Genomic DNA, 19,749 nt, shown 5'->3' with positions numbered 1-19,749 from the left:
CGGAAACCGGCGCCACGGCCCCAGCCCCGCCCGTGAGGACTCCGATCCCCGCTCCGGAGTCGCCTCGGGCGCACCTACGACGGACATCCGGATGAGACCGTGTCCAAGGAGTTCAGCCCAGTGAAGATCGCCATGGTCGCCGAACACGCCAACCCCCTCCCCGCGCACAGGGGCGAGCCCGCCTGCCCCGCGAGCCTGCACGTGTGCGCCCTGTCCCGTCAGCTCGCCAAGCGGGGCCACCGGGTGACGGTCTACGCCCGCCGCAGCGACCCCGACCAGCCCGACGGCCGCACCCGCATGGCGCGCGGCGTCTCCGTCGCCTACCTGGACGCCGGTCCGGCCCGGCCGCTGTCCCCCGAGGAGCACGCCGAGCACACCGGCGCCTTCGGCAGCGCCCTGGCCTCCGTCCTGGACGAGGACCGCCCCGACGTCCTGCACGCGATCGGCTGGACCAGCGGCCTGGCCGCCCTGCACGCGCAGGCGCACAGCGAGAGCGACCAGAGCGGCACGCCCCTGGTGCAGACCTTCCACTCCCTCAACGCCAGCGAGCAGCGCTCCGGCCTCGGCCACCACCCCGAGCGCGCCCGCATGGAGACCATCCTCGCCTCGCGCGCCGACCGCGTGCTAGTCAACTCCACTGACCAGCAGGTCGAGCTGGCCCGCCTGGGCGTCCCCCGCCACCACGTCAACGTCGTGCCCTTCGGTGTGGACCCCGACCACTTCAGCGTGGAGGGCAGCGCCTCCGCCGAGCACTGGCACTCCCGGCGCGAGGAGCGCGCCCGCCTGGTCTCGGTCACCTCCCTGACCGAGGCCGGCGGCGCCGACCGGCTCGTGGAGGCCATGACCCGCCTCCCCGAGGCCGAGCTGCTGCTCGTCTCCACCGCCGACGACCTGGACGTGGCCCTGGACGAGAACGCCCGCCGGATCGAGCTCCTGGCCAAGGAGGCCGGGGTGAACGACCGCGTCCACCTGGCCGGGCCCGTGGAGCGCAAGGAGCTGCCCCGCCTGCTGCGCTCCGCGGACGTGTACGTGTCCGCCGCCTCCTACGAGCCCTACGGCGGGGCCGTGCTGGAGGCCATGGCGTGCGGCCTGCCCGTGGTGGCCACCGCCACCGGCGCCACCCCGGGGGCGGTCCTGCACCGCACCAGCGGCGTGCTGATGCGCTTCGGCCGCCCCGACGAGATCGTGCGCTCCGTGCGCGCGGTCCTCAACACCCCGACCATGAGCACCGCGTACGGCATCGCCGCCGTGGACCGGGCCCGCTCCCGGTTCACCTGGCAGCGGATCGCCGTCGAGACGGAGCTGGCCTACGAGCGCTCCCGCCCGCAGCAGACGGAACAGGACCGCGCCGACGAGGACGAGACGGACGGTCTGCTACTGTCCGGGACCGCGCGCTGAGCCGTGCCCGCCCCGACGGCGTGCCCGGCCCACCGGCCCCCGGGGGTTTCCCCCGAGGGGCCGCAGCGGGTACACAGACAGTGGCGCCCGGCGGCCGGACGGCCGGCCCCGGGCGCGGACGCCACGTACCGATGACCTTCGAACACCAGGGACTGCTCTTCCGCCGCGGGCAGCGGTTCCACGAGGTGGCCCGGCAGCGGTTGCGCTCAGCCGTACGCGAAAACGCCCACACGGTGCTCGCGGTCTCCGGCGAGCGCGCCGCGGCGCTCGTCGGGGCGCTGTCGGACTCCGAGCGCGAGCGCGTGCACGTCCTGGAGCGGAAACGGTTCTACGACGCCCCGGGACGCACCCTGGCCGCCCTGCACCGCCTGGCGCTGGTCCACGACCCCGTGCCGGTGGTCGTGGTGGCCGAGCCGCCCCTGCCGGTCTCGGGGATGGAGCTGCGCGAGTGGCACCGGCTGGAGTCGGTGCTGTCCACGGCGCTGGCCCCGCAGCGGCTGAGCCTGCTGTGCGTCCACGACGACCGCGACCTGGCCCCGCGGACGCGGTCCGCGGTCGTGGCCACCCACCCGGTGCTGGTGGAGTCCGGCGGGCCCCGTCCCAACCCCGCCTACCTGGGCACGGCCGCCTTCGGCACCCGGCCGGTCGCCCCGGAGCCGCTGCCGGTCAGCGGGCCCGTGCACCGGCTGGAGATCGGGATGTCCCTGCCGCGGCTGCGCGCCGACCTGGCGGCGCTCGGCGAGTCCACGGGGTTCCCGCCCGAGCGCATCGACAGCCTGGTGGTGGCGGTCAACGAGCTGGCGGCCAACGTTCTGGAGCACGGCGCGGGCAAGGGCACCGTGCAGGTCTGGCGCGCCCCGGGGCGGTGGGTGTGCGACGTGTTCGACGAGCGCGGCGGGCTCTTCGACCCGCTCACCGGCTACCGCCCGGCCGACAGCATGCGCCCGCGCGGGTACGGGCTGTGGATCACCCGGCAGACCTGTGACTTCCTGGAGATCAGCGGCAGCGGCGAGGGCTCCCTGGTACGGCTGCACTTCGTGGACGGGGCCGGGGAGTCCGAGACCGTCCGGGAGTCCGGGACGCGGGCCCCGCTCAGCCCCTGAGGGACTCCGCCGCGGCGCCGGTGCTGGCCGCGATCGGGATGACCTGGTCGATCCCGGCTATCACGAACAGGCGGTTGACCTGCGGCTGGGGCTCGGCGACCATCAGGCCCACGCCCAGGTCGCGGGCCTGCCGGTAGGCGGAGACGAGCACGCCGATGCAGCGCGAGTCACAGAAGGACACCTTGGCGAGGTCGACCACCACCCCCCGTGGCGGCTCGGCGGCCAGGAGGCCGTCGAGGACGTCGGCCAGCGCGGGAGAGGTCACCGCGTCCATCTCCCCCGCGGGGGTGACGACGACGACGTCATCCTCGCGACGGATCGAGATGTCTGACGTCACGGTCACTTCTCCTTCTTGTTCCGGGACGGCCCCGAGCCCTCATCATGGCGCTTTTCGATCACGCTCGGGACTCATCGCCCGGTGTTGCCCGCCCGTTCACCTTCGGTCGGGGCGCATCCGGGGCTGGGGACCGGTGTTCTCGGCCACGAGGTCGCGGGCCACGTCCACCACCCGCTTGCGGTTGCGCTGGGCGACCTCGCGCAGCGCGGCGAAGGCGGTGTCGGCGTCGCAGCCGCGGGCGTGCATGATGATGCCCTTGGCCTGGTCGATCACCGTACGCGCCGACATGGCCCGGCGCATGTGGGCGGTCTCCCTGGCCACGTCGGCCTGGCGTCCGGCACTGTACAGCGACACGGCGGCGTGCTCGGCGAGCAGGGCGGTCAGCGGGGCGACGACCTCCTCGTCGAAGGCGTCGGCCCGGCCGGAGTGCACGCCGAAGGTGATCACCCGGTCGTCGCCCTCGCCGGGCAGCAGGCTGGGCAGGGTGATGGAGGAGCGGTCCCCGCACTGGACCGCCATGCTGGTGTAGCGGGGCCAGCGGTGGGGCTCGCGCAGGATGTCGCCCACCCGCACCCGCCCCATCTCGCGGACGGCCTCGACGGTGGGCCCCTGGTCGGTGGTGTACTGGTGCTCGAATGCCGCGGACAGGTCCGCGTGGGAGGCCCCGTAGTCGGTGACCACGTGCCGAACGGAGCCGTCGGCCCCCCCGACCTCGCGCCAGACCACGACGAGGGCGGCCGAGCAGCCGGGGACGCCCAGGGCCGCGGCCCTGCTCATCTGGTCCAGGGCCCGTTCCAGGGTCGTGCCGTCCGCCTGTCCCAGCGCTCCGATGTCCCGGGCCAGGCGTTCGATCCACACAGTCGGGCCTCCTTGCCGTTTCCGGGCTCGGACTAACCGTAACCTTGGAAGACCGCGGGAGCGGACATCCGCCCTCTTCGGGAAGACCCCATCCACGACGGGAGACCTGAGCGTGTCGGAGAACCTCGCCGGGTTGCAGCGTGAGATCACCGCACTGGGTGAACGCATCGCGGCCCTGCGCAACACGCACACCATGTATCCCGACGACGCCCAGGGCACCGCCGAGGCGGCCCTGGCCGAACTGGAGTACGCCGAACGCCTGCTGGGCGACGCGGGGGCCGAACTGGCCGGGGCCCACGCCCAGCCCGAGCCGCGACGCCAGGGCGACGACGGCGACCGGGCCCTGCTGCGCGCGATGTTCCAGGAGCTGAGCGTCCCCGCGGTGCTGCTGGACCACGAGGGCTACATCCGGCGCATCAACAACTCCGGCGCCTCGCGGCTGGGCAGCGCGCCGGGCTACCTCACCGGCAAGCCCTTCGCCCACTTCGTCGACCTGCGCAAGCGCGCGGCCATGCAGTCCTGGCTGGCCGCGGTGCTGCGCGGCGACGGCGACGCCGCGCTGGAGTCCCGGCTGGCCCAGCGCGGCTGGGCCGAGGACGTGCACCTGACCCTGACGCGGCTGGAGCTGCCCACCGAGCCCAACCCGCTGGTGCTGGTGGCGATGTCGCCGCCGATGAACGGCGCCGAGGAGGAGGGCCCCGCCCCGCTGGAGACGGAGGTGGAGGACCAGGTGGTGGTGCTGGCCGCGCGCAGGCTGGACGTGCTGACCCGGATGACGCGGCTGCTGCTGCGCTCGGCCGGTCCGGGCGGTGCGGGGAAACCGCTCGCGCTCGCTGACGCCGCCGACCTGCTGGCCGACTCCTACGCCGACTGGGTGGTCGTGGACGTGTGCGACCTGCCGACCTCGTCCGTGGCGCCCCGCCGCGCCGTGGTCGCGGGTCCGGCCGACGCGCTCCCGGCGCAGAGGGAGGCGGTGGCCTCGGCGGCGCCCGGCGGCTCCGACATCCCGGGCGAGGTGCTGGAGCGGGGCCAGTCCCTGCTGTTCCCGCTGATCGAGGACGAGGCCGTGCTGGGCCACGCCCCGTCGGGGGCGCCGCTGCTGTCGATGCTGGGCGCGGGCTCGCTGCTGTCGGTCCCCCTGCGCGGCAGCCGGGGCGTGCGCGGCGCGCTCACCCTGATCCGCCGCAGCAACCGGGGCAGCTTCCGCCTGGCCGACCTGGGCCTGATCGAGGAGATCGGCGAGCACATCGGCCTGGCGCTGCCGCCCCGGCCCTCCGCCTGAGGGTCCTTGTCATGCGGGGCCGTGGAGGGTGTCCACCAGCGTGGACAGGCGCGAGACCGCGCTGTCCACCCGGCGCACGCCGTCCACGAGGCTCTGGTCCACGTCCTGGTAGTTGGTCACGATGTGCTCGCGCAGCTGGGCGAGGTCGGCCTGGACCTGGTGGGAGCGCTGCGCCAGCTGCTCGGCCAGGACCTTGCCGGGCTCACCGGTCTCCTGGCCCAGGTCGCGCTGGAGGGCGCGGGCCTGCTCGCGCATCTGCGCCTTGAGCTGGTGCAGCTCCACGAACACCTCGACCTTGGAGCGCAGCACCCAGGGGTCGAACGGCTTGAGCAGGAAGTCCACCGCGCGCGAGGCGTAGCCGCGGAAGACCTGGTGCCGGTCGACCTCCTGGGCGGTCAGGAAGATGATCGGCACGTCCTTGGTCTTCTCGCGCTGCTTGATGTGCGCGGCGGTCTCGAAGCCGTCCATCCCAGGCATGACCACGTCGAGCAGGATGACCGCGAAGTCGGTGCCCAGAAGGTGCTTGAGCGCCTCCTCACCGGAGTTGGCCCTGACCAGGTTCTGGTCGAGTGAGGTGAGTGCGGCCTCCAGCGCGATCAGGTTCTCGTCGCGGTCGTCGACGAGAAGGATGTTGGCCTTCTGGGTCACGTCGGGTTACTCCAGGTCTTCGCTCGGGGTGCTGGTGCCAGTCTCCCCGTTCGGATCGTTGTCATGCCCGGCACCGGCCTCCTCCGGCCCGGGCGTCGCGCGGCTGTGCCCGTCCGAGGCCGCACCGTCCCCGCCGTCGGCCGCCGCTCCGGCGATGGTCTCCTCGCGCCCCGCGGTGAGCCAGCGCCGCATGACGTCCAGCAGGTGGTCCAGGTCGACCGGCTTGGTCACGTAGTCCGTGGCGCCCGCCGCGAGGCTGCGCTCGCGGTCACCCTGCATCGCCTTGGCGGTGAGCGAGATGATCGGCAGACCGGCGAACTGCGGCATCTCCCGGATCCGCTGGGTGGTCTGGTTGCCGTCCAGCTCGGGCATCATCACGTCCATCAGGACGAGCGCGATGTCCTCGTTGGCCTCCAGCCTGGCGATTCCGGCGTGTCCGTTGTCAGCGTAGAGGACCTCCAGGCCCTGCGCCTCCAGAGCGCTGGTGAGCGCGAAGACGTTGCGGACGTCGTCGTCGACGATGAGGACCCGCTGGCCGTTCAGGACGGCCCGCCGCTCGGGGTCGGTGCGCGGCTCGGACTCGGCCGGCTGCTCGGGCGCCTCGCCCTCGGCCGCCGCCTGGGTCTCGGGCGCCTTGAGCACCGGGACGGTGGGCAGCGGCTCGTCGCTGATGTCGGTGAGGGCGGCCAGGGCCGCGTCGAAGTCCTCGTCCGGCATGGAGAAGCCGTCGTCCAGCGGGGAGGACTCGAAGCCGCCGGTGTCCGCGCCCCGGCCCGGGTCGAGCATCGGCGCCGAGTCCATGCCGCTCAGGGCGCGGCCCGGGGACCCGGCCTCCTCGGCCCGCTCCCCCGCGTCGTCGGGCAGGCGCACCGGGAGCAGCAGCGTGAAGGTGGAGCCCTGGTTGGGCACGCTCTGCACGCGGATCTCGCCGCCCAGAAGCCGGGCGAAGTTGCGGCTGATGGACAGGCCGAGGCCGGTCCCGCCGAAGCGCCGCGAGGTGCCGCCGTCGCCCTGGTGGAAGGCCTCGAAGATGACCTGGAGCTTGTCCTCGGCGATCCCGATGCCGGTGTCGGCGACGGTGAACGCGATGACCTCCTCGTTCTCGACGAACATCTCCAGGTCGGCGTCCTCCAGCGCCCACGCGGGCTCGATGAGCAGCCGCACCTCCCCCTGCGGGGTGAACTTGACGGCGTTGGAGAGCAGGTTGCGCAGTATCTGCTGGAGCCGCTGCTCGTCGGTCCACAGCGTGCCGGGGATGTCCGGCGACACGTCCACCGCGAAGGCGAGCCCCTGGTCCCCGGTGACCGGGCGGAAGGTGGCCTCGACGTAGTCGACGAGCTGGGCGATGGAGACCTCGCTGGGCTGCACCTCGGCGCGCCCGGCCTCCACCTTGGACAGGTCGAGGATCTCGTCGATGAGCAGCAGCAGGTCGCTGCCCGCCTTGTGGATGGTCTGGGCGAACTCGACCTGCTTGGCGGACAGGTTCTGCTCGGCGTTGTCGGCGAGCAGGCGGGCCAGGATCAGCAGGCTGTTGAGCGGCGTGCGCAGCTCGTGCGACATGTTCGCCAGGAACTCGGACTTGTACTTGGAGGAGACCTGGAGCTGGTGGGCGCGCTCCTCCAGGGCGTTGCGGGAGCGCTGGATCTGCTGGTTCTGGAGCTCGATCGCCCGGTTCTGGTTGGCGAGCTGGGTGGCCTTCTGGCGGAGCTCGGCGTTCTTGCCGCGCAGCTCCTCCTGCTGGCGCTGGAGCTCGTTGGAGCGCTCCCTGAGCTGACTGGTGAGCTGCTGGGACTGTTCGAGCAGGTCCTCGGTGCGGTTGTTGGCCAGGATGGTGTTGATGGTGGTGCCGAGCAGGCTCACCAGCTGGCGCAGGAAGTTCTTGTGGCTCTCGCGGAAGTCGTCGTAGGAGGCGAACTCGATGGCGCCCAGCGAGCGCCCCTCGGAGACGATCGGCAGGATGTACAGGTTGCGCGGGGAGGCCTCCCCCAGCCCCGACTCGACCTTGACGTAGCCCGGCGGGATGTTGCCGACCTGCTGCTCCACCTGCTGGGCGAGGGCCTCGCCCACCAGGCCGATGCCCGCGCGGACGCGGCGCCGGTCCTCGTCGGGGTCGAAGCCGAAGCCCGCGTAGAACAGGAAGTTCTCCTGGTCGTCCTGGTCCTCGGGCAGGTAGCAGGCGCCGTGCTGGGCGCCGATGAGCGGCGTCACCTCGGTCATGATGAGGCGGGCCAGCTCCTTGAGGTCGCGGTGGCCCTGGATGTGCCCGGAGATGCGGGCCACGTTGGACTTGAGCCAGTCGGCGTCGCGCTGGGTGGCGGTGGTCTCGCGCAGGTTGGACACCATCAGGTTGATGTTGTGCTTGAGCTGCTCCATCTCACCGCGGGCGTCGACCTGGATGTTGCGGGTCAGGTCGCCCTTGGCGACGGCGTTGGCGACCTCGGCGATCGCCCGCACCTGCGTGGTCAGGTTGCCCGCCAGGCCGTTCACGCTGTCGGTGAGCTGCTTCCAGGTGCCGGTCACGCCCTCGACCTTGGCCTGTCCGCCCAGCTGGCCCTGGCTGCCCACCTCGTGGGCCACTCGGGTGACCTCGGTGGCGAACGCCGACAGCTGGTCGACCATGGTGTTGACCGTCGTCTTGACCTCCAGGATCTCCCCCTGGGCGTTGACGTCGATCTTCTTGGTGAGGTCGCCCGCGGCGACGGCCGTGGTCACCTCGGAGATGTTGCGCACCTGCGTGGTGAGGTTGTGCGACATCGAGTTGACGTTCTCGGTGAGGTCGTTCCAGATTCCGGAGACGCCCTTGACGTCGGCGCGGCCGCCCAGCTTGCCCTCGGTGCCGACCTCGCGGGCCACGCGCGTGACCTCGTCTGCGAACGCGGAGAGCTGGTCCACCATGACGTTGATGGTGTCCTTCAGCTCCAGGATCTCGCCCTTGGCGTTGACCGTGACCTTCTTGGTCAGGTCGCCCGCGGCCACCGCGCGCGTGACCATGGAGATCTGGCGCACCTGGTAGGTCAGGTTGTTGGCCATGGAGTTGACGTTGTCGGTCAGGTCCTTCCAGACCCCGGACACGTCGCGGACGTGGGCCTGCCCGGCCAGCTTGCCCTCGGTGCCCACCTCGCGGGCGACCCTGGTCACCTCCCCGGCGAAGGAGTCCAGCTGGTCGACCATCTTGTTGATGGTGTCCTTGAGGTCGAGCATCTCCCCCTGGGCGTCCACGGTGATCTTCTTGGTGAGGTCACCGGTGGCGACCGCCGTCGTCACCTGGGAGATGTTGCGGACCTGGTAGGTGAGGCTGTTGGCCATGGAGTTGACGTTGTCGGTCAGGTCCTTCCAGATGCCCGACACGCCCTTGACGTTGGCCCGTCCGCCCAGCTTGCCCTCCGTGCCGACCTCGCGCGCCACGCGCGTGACCTCGTCGGCGAAGGAGTCGAGCTGGTCGACCATGGTGTTCACGGTGTTCTTCAGGGCGAGCATCTCGCCCTGCACGTCGACCTGGACCTTCTGGGTGAGGTCGCCCCGGGCCACGGAGGTCGTGACCTGGGAGATGTCGCGCACCTGGTTGGTGAGGTTGTCCGCCATCGAGTTGACGTTCTCGGTGAGGTCCTTCCAGATGCCGCGCACGCCGCGCACGTTGGCGCGTCCGCCGAGCTTGCCCTCGGTGCCCACCTCGCGGGCCACCCGGGTCACCTCGTCGGCGAAGGTGGACAGCTGGTCCACCATCGTGTTGACGGTGTCCTTGAGGTCGAGCATCTCGCCCTGCACGTCCACCGTGATCTTGCGGCTGAGGTCGCCGCGGGCGACGGCGGTGGTCACCTCGGAGATGTCGCGCATCTGGTCGGTCAGGCGCGAGGACATCTGGTTGACCGACTCGGTCACCTCGCGCCAGGCCCCGGAGACCCCCTCGACCTGCGCGGCGCCGCCGAGCTTGCCCTCGGTGCCCACCTCGCGGGCCACCCGGGTGACCTCCCCGGCGAAGCCGCTCATCTGGTCAGCCATGCGGTTGACCGTGGTGGCCAGGCGCAGCAGGTCGCCCTTGAGCTCGCCGCGGCGGCCCTCGGTGGATGCGCGGCGGCTGAGCTGGCCCTCCGCGACCGAGTCCAGGACCCCGGCGACGTCGGTCACGGGTTCGGCGACCTCGTCGAGCAGGACGTTGAGCGCCAAGGCGCTCTCGCCCCAGGCGCCCCGGGCGGGGTTGACGTTGACGCGCTCGTTGAGCCTGCCCTCGTTGCGCACGACGTCGCCGACGCGCTGGAGTTCGTCGCTGAGCTGTTCGCTGTGGTCGACCACCTCGTTGAAGACGGACGCGATCTCCCGCATGGTGCCGCCGCCGCGCTTGCGCAGACGGACGCTGAAGTCGCCGTCGCGCATGCGGTACAGGGCACGCAGAATCTCGTCGAGCTGGTCGTCGGCCGCCAGTTCCTTGACCGCCTCGGGCATCGAACCCCCTCCTCAGCCTGCTCCGCCACCTCGGCCTCCCGTCCCGGCCCCCTGGGCCGGGCGCCCGCGGGCGGATCGGCCCGCGGAGCGCGCACGGGACGGGGAGGGCCACGCGGTGTCCGCCGCGTCGGCCCCCTGGTGACACCCCGTCACGCTACCGGCGAGAGGTACCACCCGAAAGAAGCGCATGTGTCGACTTACACTAACCGGCCGGGGCGCCCGGCACAGGAGGCTTGGTGATGTTGTCCCCCCGGCCGACGCGTCCGGAGGCGGGCAGGTCCGGCTCGGCCCCGGGCGGACCCCGGGTGTGCGGACCGGCGGGCGGACCCGGGCGGGCGGACCCGGGCGGGCGGCCCGGAGGGCGGAAGTGACGGTTCGCGCGGCACCGGTCACCCCGGCACGCGTATCGTGGCAGTGACCACCACCCCCCGCGCACGCACCCAGTGACGAAGGACACCGACGGCTTGCCAGCACACGACGCGTCGAAGGTCGCTCGACGAGAGTTCCCGCCCGCCCCGGAGACCGCGGCGGCGGCCCGCGAGTTCGTTCACGACACCCTCCTGTCCTGGGGTGTGACCGACCCCTCCGACGACGTGATCCTGCTGGTGAGCGAGCTGGTCACCAACGCCGTCATCCACGCGCGCTCGTCCCTGGACGTGACCGTGCGCCGGTCGGAGGGGGCGACCGAGGTGATGGTCACCGACTCCGTGCCCGAGCGCGCCGTCCCGCAGGCCGGGCCCCTGTCCGTGGACACCTCCCCGACCCGGGAGAACGGGCGCACCGGCGGTCTGGGGCTGGCCCTGGCCTCGGCGATCGCGTCGAGCTGGGGCGTGAGCTACGGGCGCAACGACAAGGCCGTGTGGTTCCGGATCGAGGACGACTCGGGGGAGCGCGCCTCCCTGGAGTCCCCGCCGGTGCGCAGGAGCCCCTCCCGTCCCGGGCGCCCCGCCCCGTGGTCGGCGCTGGACTCCGCCCTGGGCTCGCGGCTGTCCCTACCGCAGTTGCTGGAGCGCACCGTGGAGCACTCGGCCACGGCGCTGGGCGCGGACGCGGCCTACATCACGCTGGCCACGTCCGACGAGACCATGTGGGAGGTGCGCGCCGCGGTCGGGCTGACCTCGGGCGGCGCCCCCTGGCGGCCGCTGCGCGTGCGCACGGAGGAGATCTTCCCGTCGTCGGCGCCGGAGCCGGGCGCGGTGATCAACGACGACCTGATGATCGCCCGCGCCAGCCGGGGGCGCCTGTCGCGCGCGGGGATGCGTTCGCTGGTCACGGCGCCGCTCATCGTGGACGGCCGGGTGGTCGGCCTGCTGGGGGTGGCCTCCCGGCGGGCCCGGCACTTCGGGGCGTCGGCGGCCAAGCGGCTCCAGGAGGGCGCGAACCTGATCGCGCTGCCGGTGGAGCGGGCCAGGCTGGCCGAGGTGGAGCTGAGCAGGCGGGCCTCGCTGAGCTTCCTGGCCGAGGCCAGCGACCTGCTCGCGGGCACGCTGGACGAGCGGATGACGGGCGCGCTGGCGGCGCAGCTGATCACCTCGCGGCTGGGCCGGTGGTGCGCCATCGAGACGATCAACGAGATGGGCGTCTCGCAGCTGACGCACGTGGTGCACAGCGACGAGAACTACAACGACATCCTGCGCGCGCTGCTGACCGGGCTGCCTCCGCACGAGCAGCGGGAGCCGCAGCCGCTGTGGTCCCCGGCCGAGCTGGCCAAGGAGGGGCTGGACGAGCAGCTCGTCCGGGAGCTGGCGAGCGGCCCGGCGATCTGCGTCCCGCTGGTGGCGCACGGGCGCGCGCTGGGGCGGATGACGATCGGCAAGAACGAGTCGGACGACTTCACCCGCGAGGAGGTGGACGTCGCCGACGACCTGAGCAGCCGGGTGGCGTCGGCGATGGAGAACGCGCGGCTGCACGAGAAGCAGGCCGCGATGAGCGACGCCCTCCAGCGCAGCCTGCTGCCGGCCAAGGAGAAGGAGCCGGTGATCCCGAGCGTGGACCACGCGGTGTTCTACCGTCCGGCCGACGAGCGCAACGTGGTGGGCGGGGACTTCTACGACGTGTTCGCGGCGAGCGGCCGGTGGTGCTTCGCCATCGGCGACGTGTGCGGCACGGGCCCGGAGGCGGCGGCCGTGACCGGCCTGGCGCGGCACACGCTGCGGGCGCTGGCCAAGGAGGGGTTCACGCCCTCGCACATCATGCAGCGGCTGAACATGGCGATCCTGGACGAGAACACCTCGACCCGGTTCCTGACGATGCTGTACGGGGAGATGACCCCGGCCACGGACGGCGGGGGCGGGATGCGGCTGCGGATGGTCTCGGCCGGGCACCCGCTGCCGCTGCGGCTGAACCAGAAGGGCGAGGTGCTGCCGTTCGGGGCCTCGCAGCCGCTGCTGGGCGCGTTCGAGGACGTGGGGTTCACGACCGAGAACGTGGACATCCGCCCCGGCGAGGTGGTGCTGGCGGTGACCGACGGCGTGACCGAGCGGCGCAGCAACACGGACATGCTCGGCGACGAGGGGCTGATGGAGATCTTCTCAGGCTGCGCTGGGCTGACCGCCCAGGCGGTGATCAGCCGCATCGACCGGGAGCTGGAGGAGTACGCCCCGGGCGGGCGCAGCGACGACACCGCGATGCTGGTGCTGCGCTTCCTCTGAGCAGTGTTTTTGGGACCTTCGGTGCCTACAGCCAGCCCATGTCCTGGGCGGTGCGGATGGCGGACATGCGGTTGTCGGCGCCGGTCTTGCCGATGGCGTTGGAGAGGTAGTTGCGCACGGTGCCCTCGGTCAGGTGGAGGGAGGCGGCGATCCTGGCGACGGTGGCGCCGTCGGAGGCGGCGCGCAGCACCTCGGTCTCGCGGTCGGTGAGCGGGCTCTCGCCGCCGACCATCGCGGCGGCGGCCAGGTCGGTGTCGATGTAGCGCCCGCCCCCGTGCACGCGGCGGATGGCGCCCGCGAGCTGGTCGACGGGGGCGTCCTTGGCCAGGAAGCCGCGCGCGCCGGAGGACAGGGCGCGGCGCAGGTAGCCGGGGCGGCCGAAGCTGGTGAGGATGACGACACCGCAGTCGGGGGCGTCCGTCCGCAGCCGCGCGGCCACCTCCAGCCCGGTGGCGCCGGGCATCTCGATGTCCAGGACGGCGATCGCGGCGCCGTGCCGCAGGACGGCGTCGACCACCTCGTCGCCCCGGCCGACCTCGGCGACGACCTCCAGGTCGTCCTCCAGGCCGAGGAGGGCGGCGATGGCCCCCCGCACGAGGTGTTCGTCATCGGCCAGCACGATCTTGATCAAGGTCGGCTCTTCTCCGGTGTCTCGCTTTGGCTTCGGCACGATATCGTTTCGGGCATTGTGGTGCATACGGCGCCTACGGGGAGCGCGCCGGGGTAACGGGCGACGTGTCGGGTCGCGGCGTCGGGGGTTGGGATGCTCTCACGGACGTCGGGGCCAGTCACGGGCGGCCCGGTCCGACGGCGCTGGACCACGGGACCGCCGACGCGGACCGGGCCGGGGCACGGCGGGGGCGGAAGGACTCGAAACCCCGGCATATCGCGCTCTCACCCTGTTCTAACCCATGCGTCGCATGATGGAACACGTCACTGAACATCGTCCCGTCAGCCGGAGGATGAGTTGAACCCCAACGAACCGAGTGCAGGTACCGAGCCCGGTACGGCGGCCGGGAACGGACTTCCCGAGCACCGTCCCGCCGAGCCCGCCGACCAGGCGGGGCCCTCCGGCCCGCACGAGGGGGGCTCCTCCACGGCTGACGGCACCGACGTCCGTGGCGCGTCCGGCGGGGAGCACGGGGGTGTCCCCGCCGGACAGGACGGCCGGACCCACGGAGCCGAGCACGCCGGGCCCCAGCGTTCCTTCGGGGACTCCGAGGCACGCGGAACCGGTGGGGAGCCCGGGGTCGGGGAGGCGGGCGAGCACGTGGAGCGGCCCGCGCCGCACGAGCCCGGCGGGTACACCGGCGTGTGGCAGAGCGGCGAACAGCCCGGTCAGGTGCCGTCCGGCGGGTACCCCGGCGCCGAGCGGAGCGGCGGGTACGCGGCGGCCGGGCAGACGGGTGAGGGCTTCCCGTCCCAGCAGGGCGGGCACCCGGGGGCAGAGCGGTACGGGCGGCCGGAGACCGGCCCCGCGGGGGCGGGGCCGACCTTCTCCCCGCCCGGGCAGCCGCCGAGGTGGGCCACCGGGCCCAATGACCCGGAGCACGCCTCCTACACCTTCCCGCCTCCCGGGGGCGGTTACGGCGCCGTCGGCGGCCAGCACGAGCAGTTCTCCGCCCACCACCCCGCTCCCCCGCACGGCGGGCAGAACGGCCCCCACGGGCCGATCGGGCACGGGCAGCCGCCGTACGGTGACGGCGGCGCGTTCGGGGCGGGCGGCCCCGGCGGTCCCGGGGACCACGGCGGCCACGGCGGGCAGCCCCCGTTCGGCGGCGCCTTCCCCGGGTCGGTGCCCCCGCAGGGGAACGGCAAAAAGCGCGGCTCCGGCAGGATCGTGACCGTCGCCGCGATCACCGCCCTGGTCACGAGCCTCATCGTGGGACCGATGACGGCCCTGGGCACCGCCTACCTGTTCCCCAACGGCCTGAGCGGGCCGATCAGCTCGCTCAACCAGGAGCAGGAGAGCACCCAGACCGAGGGCGAGGTGGGCGAGGTCGCCGACACGGTCCTGCCGAGCGTGGTGTCCATCCGCACCGCCAACGGCGGCGGCAGCGGTGTGGTCATCTCCTCCGACGGCCAGATCCTCACCAACGCGCACGTCGTGGCCGCCGCCGAGGGCGGTCCGATCGAGGTGCTGTTCAACGACGGCAGCTCCGCGCGCGCCGAGGTCATGGGCTCGGACCCGGTCTCCGACATCGCGGTGATCCAGGCGGAGGGGCGCAACGACCTCACCCCGGCCACCCTCGGCGACTCCGAGCAGATCGGCGTGGGCGCCGAGGTGGTCGCGATCGGTTCCCCGCTGGGGCTGTCGGGCACGGTGACCACGGGTGTGGTCAGCGCGCTGAACCGTCCGGTGAACACCGGGCAGTCCGGGCAGACCTCCACGGTCATCAACGCGATCCAGACGGACGCGGCGATCAACCCCGGCAACTCGGGCGGCCCGCTGGTGAACATGAACGGCGAGGTCATCGGAATCAACACCGCGATCGCGGGCGTCTCGCAGGACAGCGGCTCGGTCGGGCTGGGCTTCGCCATCCCGATCAACCAGGTCCGCCCCATCGCGGAGCAGCTGGTCGAGGACGGCAGCGCGAGCTACCCGGCGATCGAGGCGACCATCACCAACTCCCGCGTCGGCGGCGCGGAGATCGTGGAGGTCACCGAGGGCGGCGCGGCCGCCGAGGCCGGGCTCCAGGCCGGTGACGTGGTGGTGTCCGTGGACGGTGAGCAGGTGTCCACGCCGGACGAGCTGATCGCGCAGATCCGGATCCGCCAGCCCGGCGAGGAGGTCACCCTGGGGGTCGTCCCCGACGGCGGCAGCGGTTCCGAGGAGGAGGTCACGGTGACGCTCGGGGAGCAGAGCGTGGAGGCGGCCCAGAACGAGGAGGGCGGGAACTGACGGAAGCGGCCCCGTTTCCCGCACGGGCGGCCCCGGACCCTCGGGTCCGGGGCCGCCCGTCGTGTGTGCGGCGGAAGCCGCGGCCACGGCCCGCGGGCACGGCGGGACCGGAATCGTCCGACGCACGCGCGGCGGCGGAAGCCTCGGCCATGCCCCGAAGGCACGGCGGGCCCCGGGCGCGCGGACCGCGGGCCGCTGCCCGTCGGCGCGGCCGGACTTGTGGGTAGGCGGAGGGGGCGCGGGGGTTCCCTCCCCCGCGCCGCGTGCCACCGAGCGGTCGCCCCGCGGTCACCGAGAGGTCGGCGGGGGTCAACGCGGGTGACCCACACTCGGGCGTACGCGGCGGCCCGACAAAGGAGATCAGGTCATGTCCACGTCCTTCGCCTCCCCCGCGGTGGCGGCACCGCCCCGGCCCGCCGTCGGCGCGACGCGCCGCACCCGGGTCCTGATCGGTACCGACACCTATCCCCCCGACGTGAACGGCGCCGCGTACTTCACCGCCCGCCTCGCCCGCGGTCTGGCCGCGCGCGGCGCGCGCGTGCACGTGGTGTGCCCCTCCCCCGAGGGCTCCCCGTACACGGCCGAACGCGGCGGAGTGGTCGAGCACCGGCTGCGCTCGGTGTCCTCCCTGGTCCACGACAGCGTGCGGCTCGCGGTCCCGCTGGGCGTGCGCGGCCACCTGGACCGGCTCCTGGACCGGCTGCGCCCGGACGCCGTCCACATCCAGAACCACTTCCTCGTCGGCCGGATGCTGGCCGCCGCCGCGCACGCCCGCGGCGTGCCCGTGGTAGCCACCAACCACTTCATGCCGGAGAACCTCTTCGACTACGTGCACGTGCCCGCGCCGCTGCGCCCGCACGCGGCCCGGCTGGCCTGGTGGGACCTGGGCGCGGTGCTGTCCAGGGCCGGGCACGTGACCACGCCCACCCCGGCGGCGGCGCGGCTGCTGGTCGACCAGGGGTTCACCCGGCCGGTCGAACCGGTCTCGTGCGGGATCGACCTGGACCGGTTCAGCCCGTTGGACGGCGGCGCGGCCACCCGGCGGCGGCTGCGCGCCCGGCTGGGCGTGCCGGACCGCAGGACGGTGCTGTTCGTGGGGCGGCTGGACGAGGAGAAGCGCGTGGACGAACTCGTGCGCGCGGTGGCCCTGACCGACGGTGTACAGCTCGTGCTGGCCGGGCACGGCGCGCACCGGGCGCGGTTGGAGGAGCTGGCGGCGGAGGTCGGCGCGGCCGACCGGGTGGTGTTCCTGGGCTTCGTGCCGCACGCCGACCTGCCCGACGTGTACCGGTGCGCGGACGTGTGGGCCATCGCCGGGACCGCCGAACTCCAGAGCATCGCCACCCTGGAGGCGATGGCGAGCGGCCTGCCGGTGGTGGCGGCGGACGCCATGGCGCTGCCGCACCTGGTGGAGGAGGGCGGCAACGGGTACCTGTACCCGCCCGGCAGCCCGGAGGCGCTGGCCGCCCGGGTGGAGTCGGTTGTCACCGACGAGGGCCGACGGCTCGGGATGGGCGCGCGCAGCCGCGACATGGCCGGGCTGCACCGGCTGGAGGACTCGCTGGAGCGGTTCGAGCGGATCTACCGCGAGGCGTCCGCCGGTGCGGGGGTCGGCGCGGCAGCGGTCGCGGCGTTCGGCGGGCAGTGACCGGCGGTTCCGGCGCGGCGTCCGCCGGTGCGGCGCTCACCCCCGCGCCTTCGGCTCCTCGTCCCGCGGCGGTGTGAACAGCGGCAGGTGGAAGCCGATGACGGCACCGCCGCCCTCCCTGTTGCGGGCGAACACCCCGCCCCCGTGCGCCTGCGCGATCTCCCTGACCATGGACAGGCCGAGCCCCGAACCGGGCAGGCCGCGGGCGACGGCGGCCCGGTAGAAGCGTTCGAAGACGTGGTCGAGTTCGGCCGGGTCGATGCCGGGCCCCCGGTCCAGGACCTCCACCGCCCCCGCGCGCACGCGGATCTCGATGGGCGCGGTGCCCTCGGGGTCGAACTTGGCGGAGTTCTCGACCGGGTTGGAGACGGCGCGCTCCAGGGAGCCGGGGCGGCCCCACACGACGCTGTCGTCGGCGTCCACGACGATGTCGCGGCCGGTGCGGCGGCGGGTGCGCTTGGCGACCTTCTCGGCGATCCCGGCGAGGGGGACGGCGCTCATCTGCTCGTCCTCGTGGTCGCCGGTGGCCAGGCCGACCAGTTCGTTGACCAGCGCGGTGAGTTCGCGGGTCTCGCCGCGCAGGTCCTCGATGAGGCCGGCGCGCGCCTCCGGGCTGAGCCGGTCCACCCTGTCGAGCACCTGCACGTTGGTGTACAAGCTGGTCAGCGGGGTGCGGAGTTCGTGCGCGGCGTCCTGGACGAGGCGGCGCTGCTCGTCCTTGGAACGGGCCAGACGGGCGAGCATGGCGTTGAACGCGCTGGTGAGGCGGCCGACCTCGTCGCGGCCGGCGTCCTCCTCGCGGCTCTCGCCGCTGCGGCCGGGGTCCACGGGGTCGAGCCGCCCGGTGGAGCTGACGTACTCGGCCGCATCGGTGAGGCGCACCAGGCGCCCGGTGGTGCGGTGGCCCACCAGCCAGCCCGCGGCGGCCGCGCACAGGGCGACGAACAGGCCCACCCACAGGATCTGGGTGGCCAGCCGGTCGATCATCAGCTCGGTCGGGGACAGGCGCTGGAGGAGTTGGAGGGCCCCGGCGCCGTCGCCGAGGGAGACCGTGGCCAGCCGGTACTCCTGGCCGCCGATGGCCTGCTCGCGCATGTCGACGATGCCGGGCCGCGGCTCCTCGGCGACCTCCAGGTCCCTCTGCGACGGTGCGAACAGGATGATCTCGGACGGGTCGGCGATGTTGACCGTCCTGCTGCCGTCGGGTTCGAGGAGCTGGAGCTGGAACTTGTCGCTGGGCAGGAACGGGCCGGGACCGGCGGAGCCCCCCTGCCCCTGCTGGTGGTAGTCGACGAGCTGGTCGGACAGGGCGGTGACGGTGCTCTCGAACTCGGTGCGGGCGTCGGAGCGGATGAGCGCGGCGGCGGTGGTGTAGGCGAGGGTGCCGACCAGGGCGATGACGACGGTGGCGACCAGCGCGAAGATCACCGCGAAGCGGGTGCCCAGCCGCCAGTCGCCCGGCTGGAGCAGCGTCCGGCGCCACCTCGGGACGGCGGTGCGCGCGGCGGACACCAGGGCCCTGAGACCGGACGCGGCGCCGGGGCCGTGCGGGGAACCGGAGGCGGGCGAGGCTCCGGGACCGTGCGGGGCTCCGTGTCCGGGGTCCCGCGGGGTGCCGTCTTCGGGTCGCACGGATCTCAACCCTGCGGCCGGAGCGTGTAGCCGACCCCGCGCACGGTCTGGATCAGCGGCGGCCCGCCGTCCTCCAGCTTGCGGCGCAGGTAGCTGATGTAGACGGCGAGGTTCTTGGACTCGGGGCCGAAGTCGTAGCCCCAGATGCGGTCGTAGATGGTGGAGTGGTCCAGGACGATCCCGGCGTTGCGCACCAGGAGTTCGAGCAGGTCGAACTCGGTCTTGGACAGCTCGACCTCGCGGTCGCCGCGCCAGACCCGGCGGGAGGCCGGGTCCAGGGACAGCTCGCCGACGCGCAGCGGGCCCTGCTCGGCGGCCTCCTCGGGGAAGGGCGCGGCCCGGCGCAGCAGGGCGCGCAGCCGGGCGAGGAGCTCCTCCAGCTCGAAGGGCTTGGCGAGGTAGTCGTCGGCCCCCGCGTCGAGCCCCGCCACCCGGTCCGGCGTCTCCACTCGCGCGGTGAGCATGAGGATGGGTGTGCGGTCGCGCTCGGCGCGCAGCACGCGGGCCACCCCGAGCCCGTCCACTCCCGGCATCATCACGTCGAGGACGAGCAGGTCGACGGGGTCGGCGTGCACGGCGGCGAGGGCCTGGACCCCGTCCGGTACCGTCCTGACCCTGTAGCCCTCCAGTTGGAGCGCGCGTTCCAGTGAGTCCCTGATCGCGCGGTCGTCGTCGGCGACCAGAACCGTGGCGGTGGCTTCCATGGCGCCCATGGTTCCGCATGAGGGTGAGAGCGCGGTAAGAGCGGGGTGGGGCGCGTGTCAGACTCCGCGCCGGTCAGAGCCCGTGCGGCCCCGGACAGAACCGGGCGGGTCCGCACGGGGTCCCGTCCGCCCTCCGCAGGGGTCCG

13 protein-coding genes are annotated in these 19,749 nt (G+C 73.2%); 6 read left to right on the top strand and 7 right to left on the bottom strand.

Annotation, left to right across the window (positions count from 1 at the left end; translation table 11 throughout):
- Positions 1 to 120: 120 nt before the first annotated feature.
- Together PV789_RS04030 and PV789_RS04025 are read left to right on the top strand one after the other, a co-directional pair.
- Positions 121 to 1,398 (top strand): glycosyltransferase, encoded by a 1,278-nt coding sequence (locus PV789_RS04030; RefSeq protein WP_274976196.1) that lies wholly within the window; start codon positions 121 to 123, stop codon positions 1,396 to 1,398.
- Between the two features lie 131 nt (positions 1,399 to 1,529).
- Positions 1,530 to 2,501 carry an anti-sigma factor RsbA family regulatory protein gene (locus PV789_RS04025; protein ID WP_274976195.1) on the top strand — a complete coding sequence of 324 codons (972 nt, stop codon included), beginning with the start codon at positions 1,530 to 1,532 and terminating at the stop codon, positions 2,499 to 2,501.
- On the opposite strand, the gene PV789_RS04020 is transcribed toward PV789_RS04025, so the two are convergent.
- Both PV789_RS04020 and PV789_RS04015 read right to left on the bottom strand, forming a co-directional pair.
- Positions 2,491 to 2,838 carry an STAS domain-containing protein gene (locus PV789_RS04020; RefSeq protein ID WP_212641544.1) on the bottom strand — a complete coding sequence of 116 codons (348 nt, stop codon included), beginning with the start codon at positions 2,836 to 2,838 and terminating at the stop codon, positions 2,491 to 2,493. The two genes, PV789_RS04025 and PV789_RS04020, sit on opposite strands and share 11 nt — an antisense overlap.
- Before the next feature lie 96 nt (positions 2,839 to 2,934).
- A complete protein-coding gene (locus PV789_RS04015; protein WP_274976194.1) occupies positions 2,935 to 3,696 on the bottom strand; it encodes a GAF and ANTAR domain-containing protein in 762 nt (253 codons plus the stop codon).
- Positions 3,697 to 3,808: 112 nt separating this feature from the next.
- On the opposite strand from PV789_RS04015, the gene PV789_RS04010 reads away from it, so the two are divergent.
- Positions 3,809 to 4,978, top strand: a complete 1,170-nt coding sequence (locus tag PV789_RS04010) for a GAF domain-containing protein (protein ID WP_274976193.1) — start codon at positions 3,809 to 3,811, stop codon at positions 4,976 to 4,978.
- Positions 4,979 to 4,987: 9 nt separating this feature from the next.
- On the opposite strand, the gene PV789_RS04005 is transcribed toward PV789_RS04010, so the two are convergent.
- Together PV789_RS04005 and PV789_RS04000 are read right to left on the bottom strand one after the other, a co-directional pair.
- On the bottom strand, positions 4,988 to 5,626 hold the full coding sequence (locus PV789_RS04005) for a response regulator (RefSeq protein WP_274976192.1): 639 nt from the start codon (positions 5,624 to 5,626) through the stop codon (positions 4,988 to 4,990).
- Between the two features lie 6 nt (positions 5,627 to 5,632).
- Positions 5,633 to 10,066: a HAMP domain-containing protein gene (locus PV789_RS04000; protein WP_274976191.1), complete on the bottom strand. Its 4,434-nt coding sequence runs from the start codon at positions 10,064 to 10,066 to the stop codon at positions 5,633 to 5,635.
- Positions 10,067 to 10,530: 464 nt separating this feature from the next.
- On the opposite strand from PV789_RS04000, the gene PV789_RS03995 reads away from it, so the two are divergent.
- Entirely contained in the window at positions 10,531 to 12,717 is a 2,187-nt protein-coding gene (locus PV789_RS03995; RefSeq protein WP_274976190.1) for a SpoIIE family protein phosphatase, read from the top strand.
- Between the two features lie 25 nt (positions 12,718 to 12,742).
- Here PV789_RS03995 and PV789_RS03990 read toward each other — a convergent pair whose 3' ends face one another.
- A complete protein-coding gene (locus tag PV789_RS03990; protein ID WP_047869745.1) occupies positions 12,743 to 13,348 on the bottom strand; it encodes a response regulator transcription factor in 606 nt (201 codons plus the stop codon).
- A gap of 336 nt (positions 13,349 to 13,684) precedes the next feature.
- On the opposite strand from PV789_RS03990, the gene PV789_RS03985 reads away from it, so the two are divergent.
- Entirely contained in the window at positions 13,685 to 15,619 is a 1,935-nt protein-coding gene (locus PV789_RS03985) for a trypsin-like peptidase domain-containing protein (protein ID WP_274976189.1), read from the top strand.
- A gap of 367 nt (positions 15,620 to 15,986) precedes the next feature.
- Entirely contained in the window at positions 15,987 to 17,267 is a 1,281-nt protein-coding gene (locus PV789_RS03980) for a glycosyltransferase (protein ID WP_274976188.1), read from the top strand.
- 36 nt (positions 17,268 to 17,303) lie between these two features.
- Here the strand turns inward: PV789_RS03980 and PV789_RS03975 are convergent, their stop codons facing one another.
- Positions 17,304 to 18,779: a sensor histidine kinase gene (locus PV789_RS03975; protein ID WP_274978038.1), complete on the bottom strand. Its 1,476-nt coding sequence runs from the start codon at positions 18,777 to 18,779 to the stop codon at positions 17,304 to 17,306.
- Positions 18,780 to 18,904: 125 nt separating this feature from the next.
- Positions 18,905 to 19,603: a response regulator transcription factor gene (locus PV789_RS03970; protein ID WP_248773501.1), complete on the bottom strand. Its 699-nt coding sequence runs from the start codon at positions 19,601 to 19,603 to the stop codon at positions 18,905 to 18,907.
- Positions 19,604 to 19,749 lie beyond the last annotated feature (146 nt).

The organism is Nocardiopsis camelliae (assembly GCF_028993595.1).
GTDB classification, from domain to species: domain Bacteria; phylum Actinomycetota; class Actinomycetes; order Streptosporangiales; family Streptosporangiaceae; genus Nocardiopsis; species Nocardiopsis dassonvillei.
This window is presented reverse-complemented; position numbering and strand designations above follow the sequence as displayed.

Bases quoted from the DNA above. Each gene is read 5' to 3' on its own strand.
- PV789_RS04000 (WP_274976191.1), bottom strand. From the start codon at position 10,066: ATGCCCGAGGCGGTCAAGGAACTGGCGGCCGACGACCAGCTCGACGAG.
- PV789_RS03970 (WP_248773501.1), bottom strand. From the start codon at position 19,603: ATGGAAGCCACCGCCACGGTTCTGGTCGCCGACGACGACCGCGCGATC.
- PV789_RS04025 (WP_274976195.1), top strand. From the start codon at position 1,530: ATGACCTTCGAACACCAGGGACTGCTCTTCCGCCGCGGGCAGCGGTTC.
- PV789_RS03980 (WP_274976188.1), top strand. From the start codon at position 15,987: ATGTCCACGTCCTTCGCCTCCCCCGCGGTGGCGGCACCGCCCCGGCCC.